16 protein-coding genes and 1 pseudogene are annotated in these 18,711 nt (G+C 63.8%); 4 read left to right on the top strand and 13 right to left on the bottom strand.

The genetic code is table 11. The annotated features are described in order from the left end of the window. Window positions 1-3: 3 nt before the first annotated feature. From ABIE53_RS25905 to ABIE53_RS25890, 4 genes are all read right to left on the bottom strand, one after another. Window positions 4-525 (bottom strand): periplasmic heavy metal sensor, encoded by a 522-nt coding sequence (locus ABIE53_RS25905; RefSeq protein WP_053859439.1) that lies wholly within the window; start codon window positions 523-525, stop codon window positions 4-6. After that, a complete protein-coding gene (locus ABIE53_RS25900) occupies window positions 522-947 on the bottom strand; it encodes a hypothetical protein (RefSeq protein ID WP_192699291.1) in 426 nt (141 codons plus the stop codon). The genes ABIE53_RS25905 and ABIE53_RS25900 overlap by 4 nt, the downstream gene beginning before the upstream one ends. After that, complete coding sequence (locus ABIE53_RS25895; RefSeq protein ID WP_114156987.1) at window positions 944-1,504, bottom strand: RNA polymerase sigma factor; 561 nt, start codon at window positions 1,502-1,504, stop codon at window positions 944-946. Before ABIE53_RS25895 ends, ABIE53_RS25900 begins: the two co-directional genes overlap by 4 nt. 243 nt (window positions 1,505-1,747) lie before the next feature. After that, window positions 1,748-2,062, bottom strand: a complete 315-nt coding sequence (locus ABIE53_RS25890; RefSeq protein ID WP_192699292.1) for a YXWGXW repeat-containing protein — start codon at window positions 2,060-2,062, stop codon at window positions 1,748-1,750. A gap of 374 nt (window positions 2,063-2,436) precedes the next feature. On the opposite strand from ABIE53_RS25890, the gene ABIE53_RS25885 reads away from it, so the two are divergent. After that, the gene (locus tag ABIE53_RS25885) at window positions 2,437-4,908 is read left to right on the top strand and encodes a two-partner secretion domain-containing protein (RefSeq protein ID WP_192699293.1); all 2,472 of its coding nucleotides are present in this window, start codon (window positions 2,437-2,439) and stop codon (window positions 4,906-4,908) included. Window positions 4,909-4,928: 20 nt separating this feature from the next. Here the strand turns inward: ABIE53_RS25885 and ABIE53_RS25880 are convergent, their stop codons facing one another. From ABIE53_RS25880 to ABIE53_RS25865, 4 genes and pseudogenes are all read right to left on the bottom strand, one after another. After that, window positions 4,929-6,197: an alpha-hydroxy acid oxidase gene (locus ABIE53_RS25880; RefSeq protein ID WP_310074658.1), complete on the bottom strand. Its 1,269-nt coding sequence runs from the start codon at window positions 6,195-6,197 to the stop codon at window positions 4,929-4,931. Window positions 6,198-6,275: 78 nt separating this feature from the next. After that, window positions 6,276-7,824 (bottom strand): annotated as a pseudogene (locus ABIE53_RS25875) (UxaA family hydrolase). 33 nt (window positions 7,825-7,857) lie between these two features. Beyond that, window positions 7,858-9,141, bottom strand: a complete 1,284-nt coding sequence (locus tag ABIE53_RS25870) for an MFS transporter (protein ID WP_006049403.1) — start codon at window positions 9,139-9,141, stop codon at window positions 7,858-7,860. A gap of 26 nt (window positions 9,142-9,167) precedes the next feature. Further along, window positions 9,168-10,307 carry a mannitol dehydrogenase family protein gene (locus ABIE53_RS25865; protein ID WP_192699294.1) on the bottom strand — a complete coding sequence of 380 codons (1,140 nt, stop codon included), beginning with the start codon at window positions 10,305-10,307 and terminating at the stop codon, window positions 9,168-9,170. Window positions 10,308-10,618: 311 nt separating this feature from the next. Here ABIE53_RS25865 and ABIE53_RS25860 point away from each other — a divergent pair, with 311 nt between their 5' ends. The 3 genes from ABIE53_RS25860 to ABIE53_RS25850 all read left to right on the top strand — a co-directional run bounded on the left by ABIE53_RS25860 (window position 10,619) and on the right by ABIE53_RS25850 (window position 12,292). Continuing rightward, a complete protein-coding gene (locus ABIE53_RS25860) occupies window positions 10,619-11,329 on the top strand; it encodes a FadR/GntR family transcriptional regulator (protein ID WP_006049401.1) in 711 nt (236 codons plus the stop codon). 95 nt (window positions 11,330-11,424) lie between these two features. Then, window positions 11,425-11,664, top strand: coding sequence for a hypothetical protein (locus tag ABIE53_RS25855; protein ID WP_053859444.1), 240 nt, complete (start codon window positions 11,425-11,427; stop codon window positions 11,662-11,664). 58 nt (window positions 11,665-11,722) lie between these two features. Continuing rightward, window positions 11,723-12,292: a YdeI/OmpD-associated family protein gene (locus tag ABIE53_RS25850; RefSeq protein WP_006049399.1), complete on the top strand. Its 570-nt coding sequence runs from the start codon at window positions 11,723-11,725 to the stop codon at window positions 12,290-12,292. Window positions 12,293-12,342: 50 nt separating this feature from the next. Here the strand turns inward: ABIE53_RS25850 and ABIE53_RS25845 are convergent, their stop codons facing one another. The 5 genes from ABIE53_RS25845 to ABIE53_RS25825 all read right to left on the bottom strand — a co-directional run bounded on the left by ABIE53_RS25845 (window position 12,343) and on the right by ABIE53_RS25825 (window position 18,632). Further along, window positions 12,343-13,734: a four-carbon acid sugar kinase family protein gene (locus ABIE53_RS25845; protein WP_192699295.1), complete on the bottom strand. Its 1,392-nt coding sequence runs from the start codon at window positions 13,732-13,734 to the stop codon at window positions 12,343-12,345. Further along, the gene (locus ABIE53_RS25840; RefSeq protein ID WP_053859447.1) at window positions 13,731-15,029 is read right to left on the bottom strand and encodes a ribulose-bisphosphate carboxylase large subunit family protein; all 1,299 of its coding nucleotides are present in this window, start codon (window positions 15,027-15,029) and stop codon (window positions 13,731-13,733) included. Before ABIE53_RS25840 ends, ABIE53_RS25845 begins: the two co-directional genes overlap by 4 nt. Next, on the bottom strand, window positions 15,026-15,565 hold the full coding sequence (locus ABIE53_RS25835; RefSeq protein ID WP_053859448.1) for a VOC family protein: 540 nt from the start codon (window positions 15,563-15,565) through the stop codon (window positions 15,026-15,028). Before ABIE53_RS25835 ends, ABIE53_RS25840 begins: the two co-directional genes overlap by 4 nt. Before the next feature lie 92 nt (window positions 15,566-15,657). Next, window positions 15,658-17,544: a TRAP transporter large permease gene (locus tag ABIE53_RS25830; RefSeq protein WP_192699296.1), complete on the bottom strand. Its 1,887-nt coding sequence runs from the start codon at window positions 17,542-17,544 to the stop codon at window positions 15,658-15,660. Between the two features lie 62 nt (window positions 17,545-17,606). Then, entirely contained in the window at window positions 17,607-18,632 is a 1,026-nt protein-coding gene (locus ABIE53_RS25825; RefSeq protein ID WP_006049393.1) for a TRAP transporter substrate-binding protein, read from the bottom strand. Between the last annotated feature and the right edge of the window lie 79 nt (window positions 18,633-18,711).

Genomic DNA, 18,711 nt, shown 5'->3' with positions numbered 1-18,711 from the left:
TTTTTATTCGCTCGAAGGGGCGGCCGGCGATGCAGCGCTCGCCGGACCGGCGCCCTTCGCGCTTGTTTGCGGCTCGCGCCACTGTCCGCGCAAGCGCAGGCTGTCGGCGAACTCCACGCGCTCTTGCGGCGACAACGTCGCGGCGAAATCCGCGACACTGCTTTCCACTTTCGCACGCAGGCCGCTGTCGGCCTCACGCGTGCGAGCCAACGCAGCGTCGAGCGCCGCGCGATCCAGTTGCGGCGCGGCGAGCAGACGCAATACCTCGCGACGCGCTTCGCGCGCCTCGCGCGCAAGCTGCCGGCCGTCGCGGCGTCCATTCCTCAGGCTCTCGGCGAACGCCTTCTGCCGCTCCGCCGACAGCGTCTGTGCGGCAAAACGCAAGGCCCGCTGCTGCGCGGCGAGCGGCGCCGCGGCATCGCGCGCCGCATACCATCGATAAGCGCCGCCCGCGATCGCGCCAAGCAAAAACACATTGAGGACGAGCGACACTACGAGCACGACTTTCCATGACCGGCTGTTCATTCGCCGCTCCAGTCGGCGGACGATCCACCGAAACTCGACGTGAGATAAGAGGATTCATGCACAGGCGGCACCGCTTCCGTCAACACGAAAAACGACACCGCCAACGCGCCGGCCACGCCACCGAGCAGGCCGAGACCGACCGCAGCGCCCGACCACCACCACGCGCGCCGCTGTGGTGTCGCCCGCCGCGCGGGCCGCGCGGGCGCGCTTGCAACGATGCGCTGCTGCAATGAAGTGTCCGGCGGCGGGAGCCGATCCGTCGCGAGCCACGCATCGAGCCCGGCGGCTTCGGCTAGCCATGCTTGCGCCTGCTGACGATGCACACTCGCCCACGCCTGCGCCGCGGCTCGCTCCTGCGGCGGCCAACGCTGTGGATCGGCGCCATAGGCTTCGACGATCTGATGAAATCTTTCGGGCGTCATGACTTGTCCTTGCTAAGGCCGCTGCCGGCCAGTTGAGCGCGCAAATTGCGGCGTGCGCGAGCGAGCAGGCTTTCCAGCGCATCGACGGTGATGCCCATCAGCGCGGCCGCGTCGATGTTCGACATCTCCTGGTAATAGCAGAGCACCAGCGCCTCGCGTTGCCGCACCGGCAGTGCGGCGAGTGCTTCGCGCACGCGCTCGTCGCGAGCCCGCGCTTCGAGCCGCACGTCGGGCAGCGCGGCGGGATCGATGTCGTCGGGCAGTTCGTCGCGTACTTCTTCACGCCGGCCGCGCAGCCGGTCATAGCAAAGGTTCAGCGCGACACGATGAATCCACGTGTCGAATTTCGCCTCGCCTTCGCGCCAACGCGTCGCGTGTTTCCAGATTCGCACGAACACTTCCTGCGCGACGTCCTCCGCTTCCATGCGGTCGCCCAGCATGCGCATGGCCAACGCGAGCAGACGCGGCAGCTTGCGTGCGACGAGCGTGCGCACGGCGGCCGCATCGTGGCGGCCGACCTGCTCGAGCAACTCCGCGTCGGGGTCGCGTTCACTCAAGGCGCGGCGCTCCCGGCATACATGCGATGCAATTCACGTCGGCTTCAACTCTCATGTTCGTTGCGCGTGCAACGGTGGATCGATACGCACGGCAGCCGGGACCGCCACTGTTAATACACGACGACTGCCGGACGATAGTAGACCGGCCGCGCCGGATACACCACGCAGCCGGCCAGCGACGCCGCCAGCAGCATTATCACAAGCGTTTTCATGGCGATTGCCTCACTGGTTACGCGAAGCCGTTCAGGCCCAATGACCTTCGACCCAGCGCCAGTTCGGCCCGCGCTGCACCCAGTGTCCCGGCACCCAGTGATAGCCGACGCGCACCGCCTGCCAGTGACCGGGCACCCACACGTAGCGGCCGTGATGCCAACGCCAGCGGCCCTGATCCCACACGTAGCCCGCGCGAGGCGCCGGCACGACCTCGACGCGCGGCGGCGGCGGCGCGACCGGCGCGATGATCACGGCCTGCGCGAACGCGGGCGCGGAGCCGACGATGGCGCCACCGGCCAAAGCGGCGGCAAGCATGAAAGTCCCAAGGCTTTTTCTCGATGTCATGCTGGTTTCTCCCGTTCGATGTCGAAACATGCCGAAGCATGTCGAAGCACAACGCGGCTTCGTTTTTTCTTGAACGCACCAGCAGCGAAAAATCCGTCGCTGCGCTCGCACAAAAAAACGCGTCAGCGAAATGACAGATGACGTCAAGAAAACGTAGGGATTTAGCGCGCGGCAAACGCCTGCGCTCCGTTGCGTTCAGGCCCAATGATCTGCAAAAAGCGACACCATCACGGCACAAAGTGCTGTGATTATTACAGCGTGTCATCAAAGCGCACTGCTAAGCTGATTCAGCAGACTTCATCCGACGACGCGGATCGTGCAACGGCATCCGCGTTCCGCCGCGCGCGTATCGGACTGACACCGAGGAGGCACACATGTCATTTCGGTTAATACCCCGACCGGTTCAAGGCACTCTTCGGACAGGCATCGCCGCGCGGCATCGTTCAATTGCGCTCGCACTGTGGCTCGCCGGACTTATTCCGGCTTCCGTGGCGATAGCGGCGGGCGTGTTGCCGCAAGGCGGTCAGTATGTCGGCGGCCAGGGTTCGATCAACACCAGCGGCAACAACCTGATCGTCACGCAACCGGGCTCCACGCGCGGCGTGATCGACTGGAACAGCTTCTCGATCGGCAAGGGCAATGCCGTGATGTTTCAGAACGGCTCGGGCGCGACGCTCAATCGCGTGACGGGCGGTTCGCTCTCCGCGATCCTCGGCAAGCTAAGTGCAACGGGCGACGTTTATCTGATCAACCCGCAAGGTATCGTCGTCGGGCCGTCGGGTGTGATCAGCACCGGCGGACGTTTCCTGGCCTCCACACTCGACGTCTGCAATTGCGCGTTCATGAACGGCGGCGCGCTGGCATTCGCAGGCGACTCGAATGCGAGCGTCGTGAATCTCGGCAAGATCAGTTCGACGGGCGGCGACGTATTTCTCATCGCGCGCAACGCAGTAGTCAACGCGGGCACCGTCGAAGCGCCCAACGGAACCGCCGAACTCGGCGTCGGTGCCAACGTGTTGTTGCAGGATTCGTCGAGTGGCAAGCAGCTTTTCGTGCAAACCGGCAGCAAGGGTACGGTTGCGAACGCCGGAGCCTTGCGCGCCGCGCAGATTAATTTGCAAGCCGCGGACGGCAACGTCTACGCACTCGCGGGCGGCGGCACGCGCATACGCGCGACGGGCACGGCGACGCGCGACGGCCACGTGTGGCTTGTCGCCGATACGGGCAGCGTCGCGCAGCGCGGCACGATTGTCGCGTCCAACGCAGATGGCAGCGGCGGCACCGTCGACACGCACGCGCTTAATCTCTCATTCGGCCGCGACGCACGCGTGCTCGCATCGCAGTGGAACGTGACGTCCCCCGTATTCACGATCGACGCAGCCGCCGCGGGTGCGCTTCGCCGCAGTCTCGACGCGGGCACCTCCGTTAACGTGACCACGACAGGCGCAAACGGCGTATCCGGCGATCTGAGCGTCGCCTCGGGTCTGAACTGGAACGGCGCAGCCGCGCTGTCGCTTGCGGCTTATCACGATGTCTCGATTGCATCGGGCGTCACGCTGAAAAACTCGGGCTCCGGCAATCTGACGTTGCGCGCGGACGCGTCGGGCATCGACAACGGCGGCAGCATCGCGAACCACGGCACGCTCGACTGGTCCGCGAGCACCGGCATCGTCAGCGCGCTTTACGACATGACGGGCACCTACAGCCCCGGCACGGTGCTCACCAACAGCGCGTGGACCGCCGCGCCGTTCAGCGGACTGCTGACGCAGGCGACGGCCTACAAGCTCGTCAATTCGCTGAACGACTTGCAGCAGGTATCGGCGGATCTCGCCGGCAACTATGCGCTAGGCAAGGACATTGACGCGAGCGCCACGTCGGGCTTTCCACCGGCGTTCGCCTTTACTTCCATCGGCGACGGCGCCACGCCGTTCTCCGGTCAGTTCGACGGCATGGGTCACGCCATCAGCGGCCTTACCTTGTCGCGCACGGTGCTCGTTACGCCGGGTTCGATCACCGGCGGTCCTGACCAGCGCGCAGCAGGACTCTTCGGCGTGATCGGCACGACGGGTGTCGTGCGCAATGTCAATGTGAACGGAAACATTAGTGATCCGAACGATTATGGATCGTACGGGATACTGGCGGGATTCAACTACGGACTCGTCACCTACGTTCGAACCAGCGGATCGGCATCCGACTTTGGAGGCTACAGCTACGCGTCGAGTACGGGTGGCCTCGTCGGCTATAACTACGGCACGATCACGCGCTCGGGCAGCAGCGTCAATGTATTGGCCGAAGGCACACCGGGCGGTCTCGTGGGCATCAACGCGGGGACGATCAGGCAATCGTATGCGACCGGCGCGGTGACGGCGGAGGCGCATACCGGCGGCGGAGGCGGACTCGCAGGAAGCAACTCGGGCCTCATCTCGCAGTCGTATGCGACGGGTCAGGTCTCGTTCCAGCCGAACTATTGCGGCGGCGGCAACGGCACGGCCTGCACAGATGGCAGCGCCGCCCTGGTCCAACGAAACGACGGCACGATCGAGCAGTCGTTCGCGACCGGCCAGGTGATCCAGAGCATTCAGCCCGCGCTGGGCCCGCCCGCGCTCGGCGTCGCGAGCACCAACAACGGCACGATTGCGGGCGACGTCTACTGGGATACGCAGACCACTCACGCGACGCGCGACGTGTATAGCGGCACTGGCACATCGGCGGCGAAGGGATTGACCACTGCGGAAATGAGCGTGCCGTCGAGCTTCGGTCCCACTTACGACTTCAGCTCAACGGGCGTGTGGGCGATGCCGGCAGGCGCCACGCATCCGGTATTGCGCTGGCAGCTTGCGGAGTGAACAGAGCGCGGCCTTGCATCTCACGCTTGCAGGTAAGGCTCGCCAGTTACCGCAGCGTCATGGTCGATAACGGGAACGCGTCGTTCTTGCAGCGGTCGCGATAGCGCCCCGTCGTGCCCAATCCGGCGCAGATAGCTTCGGTCGAGTTCCGCGATATCGCGGCAACCGAGTAGTCCGAGCGCACGATCGATCTCCGTTTTGAGAATATCGATGGCGCGTTCGACGCCCGGCTGACCGCCCGCGCTCAAACCATAGGTCGTCGCGCGTCCGAGCAGCACCGCGTCGGCACCCAACGCGACCGCTTTCAGAATGTCGGTGCCGCGGCGGAATCCGCCGTCGAGCATCACGCAGAGCCTGCCGCCTGCCTGCTCGACGACCTCGGGCAATACATCCATCGCCGAGACCGCTCCGTCGAGTTGCCGGCCGCCGTGATTCGACAGCACGATACCGTCGACACCCGCACGCACCGCTTCGAGTGCATCGGCCGCGCCGAGCACGCCTTTCACGATCAGCCGATGCGGCCACAAATCGCGCAACCAGCGGATGTCGTCCCACGACAGCGACGGGTCCAGTTGCTGACCAAGCGTGATCGTCGCGCCCTTCACGCTGTTTTGCCCAGGCGGCAACAAGTCGCCGAGATTCGCGAAGCGCGGCATGCCGCTCGGCCACAACACGTTCGCCATCCAGCGCGGATGCCGCAGCACATCGAACTTGTTGCGCCAGTCGAGCTTCAGCGGCTCGACGTAATTGCGCAGATCCCATTCGCGTTTGCCGAACACCGCGCTGTCGGTCGTCACGACGAGCGCTTCGATGCCCGCGGCCTCCGAACGCTGCGCGAGCTTCGCAAGCGATTCGCGCGTGCGGTACATGTAGACCTGCATCCATATGCGGCCGCCCGCACGCCGCACGACGTCTTCGAGCGCGACGGTCGATACGTTGCTCAGTACAAACGGAATGCCGGCCGCCGCCGCCGCGCTCGCCATCTTGACGTCGCCTTCGCGATACATCAGTCCGCTATAGCCGGTCGGGCCGATCATGAACGGCGCGGCGCTGCGCTCGCCGAACAGCGTCACGCTCTGATTGCGCTTTTCGACGTTCACGAGCGTGCGCGGCAGAAAAGCGAGTTCGCGGAACACATCGCGATTGCGGCGCAGCGTCGCCTCGTCTTCGGAACCGCCCTCCACATACTCGAAACAGAAATTCGGCAAGCGCCGGCGCGCCATCGCGCGCAGATCGTCGATGCCATGCGCACGCTTCACGTCGCGGCCTGCATAAAGGCGGCGTTCCAATTCAGTGTCTCCTATCAGCGATTCATGTGGCTATCGGGCTTCAATCGGGTTTCAGTTTGCGTAACGTGCGGGTTCGCGTCACGTCACCACGCCGACTTGCCACGGCACGAATTCGCTTTGCCCGTAGCCATGCAATTCGCTTTTCGTGCGCGTGCCGGACGCGCAATCGAGCATCATCTGGAAGATCGCTTCACCCAGTTCGTCGATGCTCGCGCTGCCGTCGATCACGCCGCCGCAGTTGAGGTCGATGTCGTCCGCCTGACGCTCCCACAGCGTGTTGTTCGTCGCAAACTTCAGCGACGGCGACGGCGCGCAGCCATACGCGGAGCCGCGCCCCGTCGTGAAGCAGATCACGTTCGCACCGGACGCAACCTGGCCCGTCGCTGAGACCGGATCGTAGCCCGGCGAATCCATGAACACGAGACCTTTTGCGGCGACCGGCTGCGCGTATTCGTAGACGTCGACGAGATTCGTCGTGCCGCCCTTCGCGACCGCGCCGAGCGATTTTTCGAGGATCGTCGTGAGGCCGCCCGCCTTGTTGCCGGCCGACGGATTGTTGTCGAGCGCGCCGCCGTTGCGCGCGCAGTAGTCCTGCCACCACGCGATTCGCGCAAGCAGCTTCTCGCCCACAGCGGGGCTCACCGCGCGGCGCGTGAGCAGATGCTCGGCGCCATAGATCTCCGGCGTCTCCGAGAGGATCGCGGTGCCGCCATGCCGCACGACGCGATCGACCGCGGCGCCAAGCGCGGGATTCGCGGAGATGCCCGAGTAACCGTCCGAGCCGCCGCACTGCAAGCCGATGCTGAGATGCGAAGCCGGCACGGGCACACGCTGGATGCGGTTCGCGTCGGCGAGCATTTCCTGCACCATCGCGATGCCGCGCTCGATCGTCTTGCGCGTGCCGCCGCTGTCCTGGATCGTAAAGCTGCGCAGCTTGAGGTCGCTGCTGCCGAGACCGCCGGCCTCGAGCACGCCGTCGATCTGGTTCGTTTCGCAGCCGAGCCCGACGAACAGCACCGACGCGAAGTTCGGATGCACCGCATAGCCCGCGAGCGTGCGGCGCAGAATGCGGATGCCTTCGCCCTGCGTGTCGATGCCGCAGCCGAGGCCGTGCGTCAGCGCGATCACGCCGTCGACGTTCGGATAATCGGCGAGTGCATCGGGATGCACGTCGCGGCGGAAATGATCGGCGATCGCGCGCGCGACCGTCGCCGAGCAATTCACACTCGTCAGGATGCCGATGTAATTGCGCGTCGCAATGCGCCCGTCGCCGCGACGGATGCCCATGAAGTGCGCGGGTTCCTTCACATAAGCGGTCGGGTTGTGCATCGACGCCGAACACATGCTCGCGCGCGAACTCGGACATGCCGAGGTTTTGCACATGAACGTGCTGGCCGCGCGCAATCGCTTCGCGCGCGACGCCGATGATCTGGTTATAGCGCTTGACCGGCTCGCCTTTCGCGATGTCGCGCGTCGCGATCTTGTGGCCGGGCGGTATCAAACCGGTGACCACCAGTTGCTCCGCGTCGATGCGCGTGCCCGGCAGTAGCTGGCGAGTCGCGATGATGACGTCGTCGCCCGGATGCAGACGGATGATCGCGGACGCAACGCTGGCTTGAGTCGACATGAGAAGCCTCGAAAGCAGAATGAATCGGACGGGTCAGACAGTGGAACTCACGCGCTCGCGCTCGTCGTCGCGAGCCGGCTCGATCGACAACGGCTCGATGCGGCCCACGATGACGAGATAGCTGAACGCACCGAGAAAACAGAAACCGCCTGCCACCACGAGCGGAATCGTGAACGAGCCCTTCGTGAGCGCGACCATCGCGCCGGTGAACGTGGTGATGACGATGCCCGCCAGGTTCGACGCGAAGTTCTGAATGCCGCCGATCGACGCGACATGGCCCGGCGTCGGCGCAACGTCGCCTGGCAGCGACCAGATGCTCGCTGCGGCGAACGCGAGGCTGCCGTACGCGATGCCGAAGAACGCGAGCATCAGATACACGTTCTCCGTGAACGCCGACAGCGTGATCACCGACGACAACAGCATGCCGCCGACCATGCACGTCTTGCGCGCCGCGGTCAGGCTCCAGCCGCGCCGGAACAGCGCGTCGGACACATAGCCGCCGAGCCAGCCGCCGGGAATCGCGATCAACGCCGGAATCATGCCGAGCGTGCCGAGCGATTTCAGCGAAAAGCCGCGCGTCTGCACGAGATAGCTCGGAAACCACGTGATGAAGAAATAGATCACGAAGTTCAGGCAGAAGAAGCCGAGCATCATGCCCCACAGCGTGCGGTGGCGAAACAGCGACGCCCACGTGACCTTTTGCTGGCCGCTCGTTTGCGCCGCGCGCGTGGCGTCGTGCGCGCCGTCCAGATCGTCTTGCGACGGGTTGCGATAAATCACGAACCAGCCCGCGATCCACACCGCGCCGAGCAGGCCGGTTAGCACGAAGGCCGCTTTCCAGCCGAGCGCGCTGATGATGAGCGCGACGACCGGAATCGACAGCGCGGAGCCGACGCGCGAACCGCTGTCGAAGATGCTCGTCGCGATGGCGCGCTCACGCGGATGAAACCATTGGCTGACGAGCTTCGCGCACGACGGATACGCACCCGCCTCGCCCACGCCGAGCAGCAGCCGGCAGCCGAACATGCCCGCGACGCTGGTGGTCACCGCGGTCGCGGCGGTAAACAACGACCACCAGCCGACTGCGAGCGGCAACGCAATGCGCGCGCCGACGCGATCGACGAACCAGCCGAACGGCATCTGCATCAACGCGTAGGTCCAGAAAAAGCCGCTCAGAATGAAGCCCATTTCGGCGGGGCCGATGCCCAGCGCCTTTTCGATTTGCGGCGCGGCGACCGCGAGATTCGCACGGTCGATGTAGTTAACGGCGATCGCGAGAAAGCATAGAAAGATCACAACCCAACGCATTTTTTTCATGAAACTGTCTCCTCCTGGGCTGATAGTCAGGTGTTCAGATGATCGGGCGACGTTGCGAGCGCCGCGCGCAGACGCGGCTGCTTCAACTGCAAACGCAGTTCATGCGCCAGATCGATCACCGGTTGAAAGCGGCGTTGCTTCTTCTGCTCGTGATTGCGGGCGATGTCCGCGAGACGATGATCGAGGAACGGATTTTCGAAGCGCTCGCGCACGTCGTCGAGATACGCGCGTGCGTCGTCGCCCTGGCCGAGCGCGTCGAAAACGGGCAGCACCTCGTCGCGCCATAGCGATTCGAGGTCCGCACGCAGCGCCGGATCGCGCATCGCGTGCAATGTGTTTTCCTGCGGATCGCGCGCGTCGACTTTCCAGCGTTCCGCGAGCCACGTGTGGCCGAGATTGAGCAGCAACAGCTTCAGACGCTCGTAGTGCGGCAGATCGTCGGTGACGATCATCGCTTCGTGCTCGCACGGCAGCACCATGCCGTCCTGGCGCTCGATCGCCCACAGTGCGTACGGCTCGGCATAGGCGCCGACCGGCCGGATCGGCTCCGACACGATGCGGTCCACCAGCGAGTTCACCCACACGCAAGTCTCTTCGATATAGCGGATGAATTCGGCCTCGGCATTCCAGCTACGCGCGATGTCGGCGACGAGCGCACGCAGCGTCTCGCCGTTGCGCGATACGAGTTCGCAAGGCAGCAGCGTCAGCGGCGCGGCGCCTGCGTTGAAGCGCGCGTGCAGCAGCACCACGAGCTTCGCCGCGAAGCCGCGCGGCACGCTGGCGTCGCGGCGCAGCAGCTCGGCGGTATCGTCGGAGAAACACTCGTAGCCGCGGTCGCCGGTGTTCGAGATCACGACGCGCGCATCGCGCGCGAAGCGCTCCACCACCGTCGGCCAATCCGTGTTGGCGTTCAATGCTTCGCTGATCGCACGGCAACGCGTCGTCGTATCGATCACTGCTTCGCGGCGCACGCCGCGGATACGCACGTCGTACTCGCCCTGCGCGCGCAATGCGTCGATACGCGCGAGACTTTCCGGATTCGCCGTGGTCTGCACGACGGTCACATGGCCGAGCGCGCGCCCTGCGTCGAGCGCTTCGGACACGAACAGATCCGCATGCGCCTGCAAAAATCGGCTTGTGCCGAATTGAAGAATCGGGTTGGCCATTGTTGGTTACTCCAGGCTCGGCACGCGAGCAGCACGTTAACGACGCGCGCGTCCGGTTTGAGTTTTTAGTGAGTGTGGAAATTCTTCGGCAAAGAGCGCGGCGCAGCGACGCCCGCAGGTTGCATCGCTTCCGGCCTTACCACTTTGCGAAAAATAACGGTAAACTGGCTCACTGGTCAAGCCAATTTGCCGGCTCCCTGGGAAAACCCCGAGCTTCGTCCCGAGCCGCGATTTGCGCCGCTGGCGCTTCGCTCTACAATCGGCGTTCGCCTTACCGGGCTTGATGAAGCTCCACCGCCAGGAAACGTTTTGTGACCACCAGAGCTGCCGACACTCGCCGTCTCTATCTCCAGATCGCGGAAAAGCTGCGCGACCTGATCGCCCAGCCGGACTTCGCGCCGAATGGCCGCTTGCCGCCCGAACGCGCGCTGGCCGAGACGCTCGGCGTGTCGCGGCCGTCGGTGCGCGAAGCGCTCGTTGCGCTGGAGCTCGAAGGGCTCGTCGAAATTCGCATGGGCTCCGGCGTCTATCTGTGCGCGGCGCCGCCCGCGAAAAAAGGCGCGGCGCTTTCACAGGCCGAGCTCGGCGACAGCCTGCTCGACATCATGGGGGCGCGCTGCGTGATCGAAGGCGCGATCGTCGCGAGCGTCGCGCCGTTGTGCAAACCGAAGGACCTCAAGGCGCTGCGTGCGATCTACAAGGAGATGGAGCACGAAGTGGAGGCCGGCAGAATCCCCGTGACGGCCGACCGCGCCTTCCATCTCGCCATCGCGCAGATGTCGGGCAACGAAGTGCTCGTGCGCACCGTCAGTTCGCTATTCGACGCGCGGCATAGTCCGCTGTCGGAAAAGCTGCGCGGCCACTTCGAAAACGAAACGACGTGGCGCGCGGTGCCCGACGAGCATCGCGCGATTCTCGAAGCGCTTGAAGCGCGCGATGCGATCCAGGCGCAAGCGGCGATGTTGCGGCATTTGAAGCTGTCGTTGGAGCGGGTGATTGCGGGTGGGCAGCGCAATAGCTAGCGTGTGAAACGGGGGCGCTGGGTTGAGCGTATCGGTAGTGCTGGCGCATGGCTTGCTCGCGATGAACGCACTAATGCAACCCATAGGAGCACACGATGACGAACACACCATCGAACGACGACGATGATCGGGGCAACCCTTCGAAATCTACCGGGGCTTCCGGCGGCGGCTCATTCGGCAATCAGCGCGGCGCGCCGGTGACCGGCGGCTCGCCCGACAATGGCGAGCGAGGCGATGGCGATGTTCATCCGTCGCGTAATGATGAGGCGCCGGCCGGGCGCGAAAGCGAGATCCCGACGCAACGCGATACCGGGCACGATACTGAACGCCGGTAATGCGAGCCCTCGGTGAACGAAAGCGCCGTCGGCCTGAATGCAACCATTCGGACCCACCATGACTGAGCCTCGTCTGACATGCCTTGACCAGAACGAATGGGAAAACTGGTTGACGCAAAACGGCGACACGTCGACCGGAATATGGCTGCGCCTTGCCAAAAAGGGAGCCGGGCAGCCAACCTTGACTTACGAAGAGGCGCTGGAGAGCGCTCTTTGTCATGGCTGGATCGACGGCCAAAAACAGGCTGAAAGTGAAGAATACTGGTTGCAACGCTTCACGCGACGATCGGCAAAAAGTATCTGGTCGAAGCTCAACAAAGAGCGGGCCGAAGCGCTGATCGCCGCAGGCAGAATGCTTCCTTCGGGCATGCGGGAAGTCGAGAAAGCCAAAGAGGATGGCCGCTGGGAAGCTGCGTATACGTCGGCCAGCAACTCAGTCGTACCGGACGACCTGCAGGCCGCACTCGCTGCGAATCCCAAGGCCAGCGCCTTCTTTGCGACGCTGAATGGACGAAACCGCTACGCCATCCTGTTTCGGATACAGAACGCCAAAAAACCTGCAACACGAATGCGAAAGATCGAGGAGTTCATCGGCATGCTGAATCGCGGCGAAACCATTCATCCGTAGTCGCGAAGATCGGGACGCGGCGGACACCTGCCAATCAACGATCAACGCAGTTAAACGTTGCTGCGTTCGTCGTCGCCATACCCTTCGAGCATTTGCTGAAACACGTCTGCGTCGCCCATCTGGCCACCCTTGAGCATTAGCTCGACGCCGTCCAGTTCGGCACTGTCGGCATGCACGCGGCACACGGTCACTCCGGCCGGCAGCGGAGCAAGATACGACAGGCCCCATGCGCCCAAGGTCCGCACAGCGATGCTCGAGGTGTCTCCGCCAGCTATGCCGACGCGCTGCAATTTCACTGCGCCAAGCACGTGGTGCAGCAATGACGCACACGCGTGCGCAAGTTGCGGCAGCGCGCCCTGCGTTTCGTACGCGTTCGACCGGCGCCGCGCCGTGAAGGCCAACACATTACTTCCATCGCGCAACGCATCGGCGATTGCGGCCACTTGCGCCATTAGATAGCCGTGTGCCGATTCGCCCGTCATCTGCAGGGGGTCCAGTTCAATGTGGCGATAGGAATGCGCGGCGCGGATCTGCACCTCGGTCAACGGCGACAGACTGCCGGCCAGCACGAATACCGGACCGCGTGCACGAGCCAACCGCTCGCGCTGTGGCACTGCTTCACTGGCCGCCGATTGGCCGAGCGCCGACGCATACGCCTGCGCCACGCTGCTCGCGCCTACCGCAAGCAGCGGCGCGGCACTTCTCACCTGATGCATCAGCAAGCGCCCAATCGCGTGAAGATGCGAATCGTCGAGCACGTCGAACAGCACTGCATCGGGCCGCAAAGCGAGCCGGCCTTGCAGTTCGCTCCGAAGCGCGGTGTCGCCTGCCGCGTAGCAGCGCCAGTCGATGTACTGCACGTTATCCACGCCCTGCCGCCGCAGATGCACGCGCAAATCCGCCTCGTCCATCGGCGTAACGGGATGCCGGCTCATGGTCGGATGACGATCGATCCGATAGATGGACGACTTGTCATCGTCAGCACCCCCCGCTGCATACAACTCACCAAACACGCAATAGCGCCGCAGATTGGGCTGTCCGCCAATCACTGCAACAAGCGGATTCGCGCAATAGTCGCGCAACGTGCGGATCGCCACGCCGATGCTGCCCGTTTGCGGCGCGCTATCGAAAGTCGAGCAGACCTTGTAGTGCATCACGCGCACGCCGAGTTCGGCAAACGCCTGACCGACATTTGTGAGTTCGACCCGCTGCTCATCCGGCGACATCGTACGCGCGGCTCCCGCCACGCCAATCGCATCGAGCGGGCCGAGCTTTCGCAGACGCGCTGCGTCCGGTGGCGCTAACAGCAGCATGGTGCGCAAGCCGGCGCGTGCGAGATGCGCGAGCGTATCGGTCGCGCCGGTGAAATCGTCGCCGTAAAACGCGTATTGCGGGCCGCCGCCGGCCTCGCCGCTACGGCTGTGGTCGTCGTGTGAACTCACTTGCGGCCGCCGAAAAACTCGAGCGCGCGCCGCAGTTCCGGCATGCGCTCCGCGTAGACCGGCACGGGCGTGCGCGCCTCTACCGCGGCCCATGCCTGCCGCACACTCATCACACCGGCTGCGGGGCCATCGGGATGCGCGAGAATGCCGCCGCCCGACATGAACAACAGGTCGGTGGATCGCACTGCATCGAACGTCGCTTGCGCAGTGCCTGCCCACTGTCCCGAAGAAAACGCCGGCAATACCGTGTCATCGCAGCCTGCGGCGAGCGGCGTCGCGCAGTCGCGTGCGGACTCGATGACTTCGTCGTCGCTTTGCGCGAACTTGCCGGCGAGGCCGTGTACATGCATATGATCGACGCCCGCCAGACGCCACAGCGTCTGATAAGCCTGAAACGATATGCCGAGCGACGGATCGCGCGACATCATGCCGTAGCCGTTGCGATGCGCGTGCAGCACCAATGGCGTGGCGCGACGCAGCGTCTGAATAGCGGAAAAGCCGCACCAGTTGATGCTTGCCATCACACACGTGCCGCCCTCGCGCTCCACCAGTTCCGCGTGACGACGCATCGCGTCGAGGTCGTCGGTGATATTGAAGGCGACCATGACCGTGCGGCCGCTGCGTTCCCGATAGCGGCGCACTTCGGACATGACCGCGCGCACGCGTTCCGCGAGCGGCGCATGCGCGGGGTTCGCACTTACTTCGTCATCCTTGATAAAATCGACGCCTGCTTCGCACAGATCGCGTACCAGTGCCGCGGTTTCTTCAGCACTCAGGCCCACGTTCGGTTTGATGATGGTGCCGATCAGCGGCCCGCCGGTTACTTGCGTCAGCGCACGCGTACCCTGCACGCCATGACGCGGAGTTTCAAAGCGCGCACGATAAGACGCCGGCAAACGCAGCGACAATAAGCGCATGCCGGTGACTTCGCCGAGGTCGTACAAATTGCCTGCGACGGTCGCGGCAAGCGTCGGCAAGTTAGCGCCAATATTGGCAAGCGGAAAAGACAGCGTAACGCGCGCGCGCCGCCACGGCCCTCGCGCGCCCTGTCGGGCAAGCCATGAGCTATGAAGACTCGGCTGCGCCGCGGGTTCCATCTCGTCGATGCGCAGCACGCTCGCGCGGCTTCGCGCGCGCAGTGCGTCGGTTTCGTTCGCCACGCGCACGAAAGTGCCGCTCGACTGCTCGCCCGCCATGATCTCAGCGACGCGCGTGGGATCGAGCGGCGTCTCGATCAGATAATCGGCTTCGAGCGAATCGCGATCGCCGCCATGCGGCTGCTGTGCGTCGGTCATAGCGCGTTCAGATCAGGAAAGCGGCGCACCGGCTCACGGCCGTCCCAATCGCGTGAGGCTGCGTAGATCATGTCGAAGAGCTTGCCCTTTGGACCCGCAATCTCCGAGAGCTCAATCACCGTTCCCGGATGATTCTCCGTGTCGAAGTAAACAAAGCGGCCGTTGCGGCCGACTTCGCCGCTCATCGCAACCTTGAAGCCTTGCTGCTGCAAACGCGCGAGGTCGGCGTCGAACGAAGTGGTCCAGTAAGCGTTGTGCTGAAGCCCTGTATTGCCAGCGGTGAGAAAATCGCGGTACATGGAGGGCGCCTCGTTCCTTGTCTGAATCAGTTCGACCTGAAGCGGTCCGGAGTTCGCCAGCGCAACGGAGTTATGGACTTCGTATGATTGCCCGCGATAAGTGTAGTTTTCAATGGGCACACGTTCGTTGTAAAACCACGGTCCCACACCGAGCACGCGGCTCCAGTAATCCATCGCGGCTTCGATATCGCGCACCACGTACCCCGCTTGACGAATCTCGCCAAAGAAACGACTCATGAAAATCTCCCCACGCAGCAAATATTGATAGACGAGCGACTCCCCGGCGCGGCAAAAATGCAGCGCCCGAAGGTCGAACGGATAGACAGCAGTTAGAGAAAGCCGGTTGAGATCCAGGGTATCGCGGCAACGACAATCAGCCCTACGATCAACGCCCCCATATAGCCGACGATAGGACGGATGCCCGCATCGGGACTGACCTTGCTGATCGCGCACGCGGAGTAGTAGCCGACGCCGAACGGCGGCGAAAAGAGACCCACACCCATCGAGAGAATCACCACGATCGCGTAGTGAACTTCATGCACGCCCGCAAGCCGCGCGATTGGAAACAGCAATGGACCGAACAGCACGATCGCCGGAATGCCTTCGAGCACGCTGCCGAGCATCACGAACACGACGATCGACACGGCCAGAAAACCGTATGCGCCGCCGGGCATTGCACCCATCCATTGCGCCAGGTCCTGCGAGAAACCCGATTGCGTGAGGGCCCATGCCATTGCAGTGGCGCAGCCGATAATGAACAGAATCGCGCCCGACAAAGTGGCTGCATCGACAAGCATGCGGGGAAGCCGTCGCCACTCGAAACGGCGATAGATGAGGAGGCCGATCAGCATCGAGTAGGCGATGCCGATGGTCGACACTTCCGTAGCGGTCGCGATGCCCTCGACCACCGCGGCCCGGATGACGAACGGCAACGCCAGCGCGGGCAGCGACACAATAAAGAGCCGGCCTATCTGCCGCTTGCTGAAGCGCTGCGTGCCGCTCAAATCCTCCTTCCGATAGCGCCACCACACGACGACGCACAGAACGAGCGCGAGCACGGCGCCCGGCAACATCCCCGCAGTAAAGAGCGCGGAAATGGAAAGCCCGGTGACGGAGCCAATCGTAATCAGCACGATGCTCGGCGGAATGGTTTCGCTTTGCGCGCCGGTGGTGGCAAGCAGGGCGACGAGGTCGCCCTCGGACGCGCCGCGCTTTTTCATCTCGGGAAACAATACGGGCGCGATGGCCGCCATATCGGCCACTTTGGAACCGGAGATGCCGGACACGAGATACATCGCACCGATCAGCACAAACGACAGCCCGCCGCGCACATGACCGACAAGGCTCGCGAGGAACTGGATCATCGCGCGCGCCATGCCTGTCATCTCGATCAGCAACCCGAGAAAGACGAACAGCGGCACCGCCAGCAGCACGAGATGCGACATGCCTTCGTCCATGCGCCCCACGACCACTTCCAGCGGAGTGTAGGTCGAAAGGCCGAGATAGCCGAACGTGGCGAGTGCGAACGAAAAGCCGATTGGCACGCCGGAGAAGATGCCGATTGCAACCACGCCCACAAAGAAGATGATCAGATTCGCCTTGCCGAGCGTCTGGAACCACGGTCCTGCCCACATCGCCGCTGCGCCGAAAAGCGCCGCGATCACCAGAGCGATAAGGACGTCGCGCATGCGGCAAGTCTGTGCAAGCCGCATCACGCCGACGACCAGCATCAGCGCGGCGCCAATCGGCAATGCAAACGCACGCCACGCATTGCTGATCTGCAAAGCAGGCGTGACGATGGCCGCTTCGCCGGATGCGTAGTTATAGGCGGGCGCAACGAGCAGCGCCAGCAATGCGACCGACGCCGCAATGGCCAGCGTATCGACAAAAGCGCGACGCTCCGCCGATAACCGGCTGACGAGCGCGGTCATACGCATGTGTTCGCCGCGTCGCAATGCGAGTACGGCGCCTAGCATCGCGAGCCAAAGGAACAGGATGCCGGCCAGTTCATCCGACCACACCAGAGGTTGATGCAACGCGTAGCGCGATACCACGCCCGCGAGCATCACCACGATTTCCACAGCAAGCAGCAGCGCCGCGCACACTTCGACGACCGAAATCAGGCCGCGGTCGAGCGCCTTCAGCCAGCGGCGCGGCGTGCTCACCGTCGGCAACGGCACAGTGGCCTGCGCCGCGTTCAATACGTGATTCGACATGCTGCCATCTCCTCGCGGCCGTGCGCCGCGCGTCGTCCGATGCTTGCCCGCGCGGTGTTGCATCAGGCCAGTTTGCCGACCGATTGCTCGAGCAGGTCCCACGCCTCATTGCCGAACTTGCCTTTCCATTGCGCGTAGAAACCCGCTTGACGCAGCGCCGCGCGAAACGAATCAGGCGCGGGCCGGTTGATCGCAAGGCCCTTGCTTTGCAGATCGGCGACCGCCGCGTCGTTGAGCTTGCGCACATCGTCGCGCTGCTTCAGCGCGCACTGATTGAACGCGTCGCTCGCAATGCCTTGAAGGTCTTTCGGCAGACGCTGCCATGCGCGCGGATTCAGTACGAACCAGTAGCCGTCCCACATGTGATTCGTCAGTGAGCAGTACTTCTGCACTTCGTAGAGCTTTGCGACCTGCACGATAGGCAGCGGATTTTCCTGCGCATCGACAATATGTGTTTGCAGCGACGAATACACTTCGCTGAATTGCAAACTGGTCGGTGCGGCGCCGAGCCCCTTGAACATGTCGATGCTGAGCGGGCTCACCGGCACACGAATCTTCAGTCCGCGCATGGTCTGCGCGCTCGTGATCGGTCCGTTGCTGGTGGTCGTCTGACGAAAGCCGTTGTCCCACATCTTTTCAAACGACTCCAGTCCGGCCTTCTGCATCGCCGCGCGCACATAAGCGCCGAGCTTGCCGTCCATCGCGGCCCACACCTGGTTGTAGTCGTTGAACGCAAAGCCGACGGCGTTGATCGCAACCGACGGCGCGAGCGTCGATACGACGAGTGCGGAGGGCGTGAACATCTCAATGCCGCCGCTGCGCACCTGCGCGAGCATGTCCGTATCGCCGCCGAGCTGGTTGTTCGGGAAGATACGGATCTCCATGCGCCCCTTCGACGCCTCGCGGATCTGATTGGCCGCCTCCTGCGCCCGAACGTTCAATGGATGAGTCAGCGGCAGGTTATTGCCGTACTTGAACACGAACTCCGGGCCGGATGCAGCACGCACGATCGCCGGAAAGCCGAGCGCGCCGGCCATCGGCGCGGCGGCTGCGGCACGCAGCAATGCGCGTCTCGCGAGGTTGGTCATTTGAGTGTCTCCTTGCTTATAATTGATGTGACTGACGAATCCATCAAAAAACATCATCACCTGCTGGCAACGCTCCGAC

It is taken from the genome of Paraburkholderia sp. OAS925, from assembly GCF_040543975.1.
GTDB classification, from domain to species: domain Bacteria; phylum Pseudomonadota; class Gammaproteobacteria; order Burkholderiales; family Burkholderiaceae; genus Paraburkholderia; species Paraburkholderia graminis.
Note: the sequence above shows the minus strand (reverse complement) of the source record. Positions and strands in the feature narration are given on the sequence as shown.

Bases quoted from the DNA above. Each gene is read 5' to 3' on its own strand.
- ABIE53_RS25905 (WP_053859439.1), bottom strand. From the start codon at position 525: ATGAACAGCCGGTCATGGAAAGTCGTGCTCGTAGTGTCGCTCGTCCTC.
- ABIE53_RS25900 (WP_192699291.1), bottom strand. From the start codon at position 947: ATGACGCCCGAAAGATTTCATCAGATCGTCGAAGCCTATGGCGCCGAT.
- ABIE53_RS25890 (WP_192699292.1), bottom strand. From the start codon at position 2,062: ATGACATCGAGAAAAAGCCTTGGGACTTTCATGCTTGCCGCCGCTTTG.
- ABIE53_RS25885 (WP_192699293.1), top strand. From the start codon at position 2,437: ATGTCATTTCGGTTAATACCCCGACCGGTTCAAGGCACTCTTCGGACA.
- ABIE53_RS25870 (WP_006049403.1), bottom strand. From the start codon at position 9,141: ATGAAAAAAATGCGTTGGGTTGTGATCTTTCTATGCTTTCTCGCGATC.
- ABIE53_RS25865 (WP_192699294.1), bottom strand. From the start codon at position 10,307: ATGGCCAACCCGATTCTTCAATTCGGCACAAGCCGATTTTTGCAGGCG.
- ABIE53_RS25855 (WP_053859444.1), top strand. From the start codon at position 11,425: ATGACGAACACACCATCGAACGACGACGATGATCGGGGCAACCCTTCG.
- ABIE53_RS25850 (WP_006049399.1), top strand. From the start codon at position 11,723: ATGACTGAGCCTCGTCTGACATGCCTTGACCAGAACGAATGGGAAAAC.
- ABIE53_RS25840 (WP_053859447.1), bottom strand. From the start codon at position 15,029: ATGACCGACGCACAGCAGCCGCATGGCGGCGATCGCGATTCGCTCGAA.
- ABIE53_RS25835 (WP_053859448.1), bottom strand. From the start codon at position 15,565: ATGAGTCGTTTCTTTGGCGAGATTCGTCAAGCGGGGTACGTGGTGCGC.
- ABIE53_RS25830 (WP_192699296.1), bottom strand. From the start codon at position 17,544: ATGTCGAATCACGTATTGAACGCGGCGCAGGCCACTGTGCCGTTGCCG.
- ABIE53_RS25825 (WP_006049393.1), bottom strand. From the start codon at position 18,632: ATGACCAACCTCGCGAGACGCGCATTGCTGCGTGCCGCAGCCGCCGCG.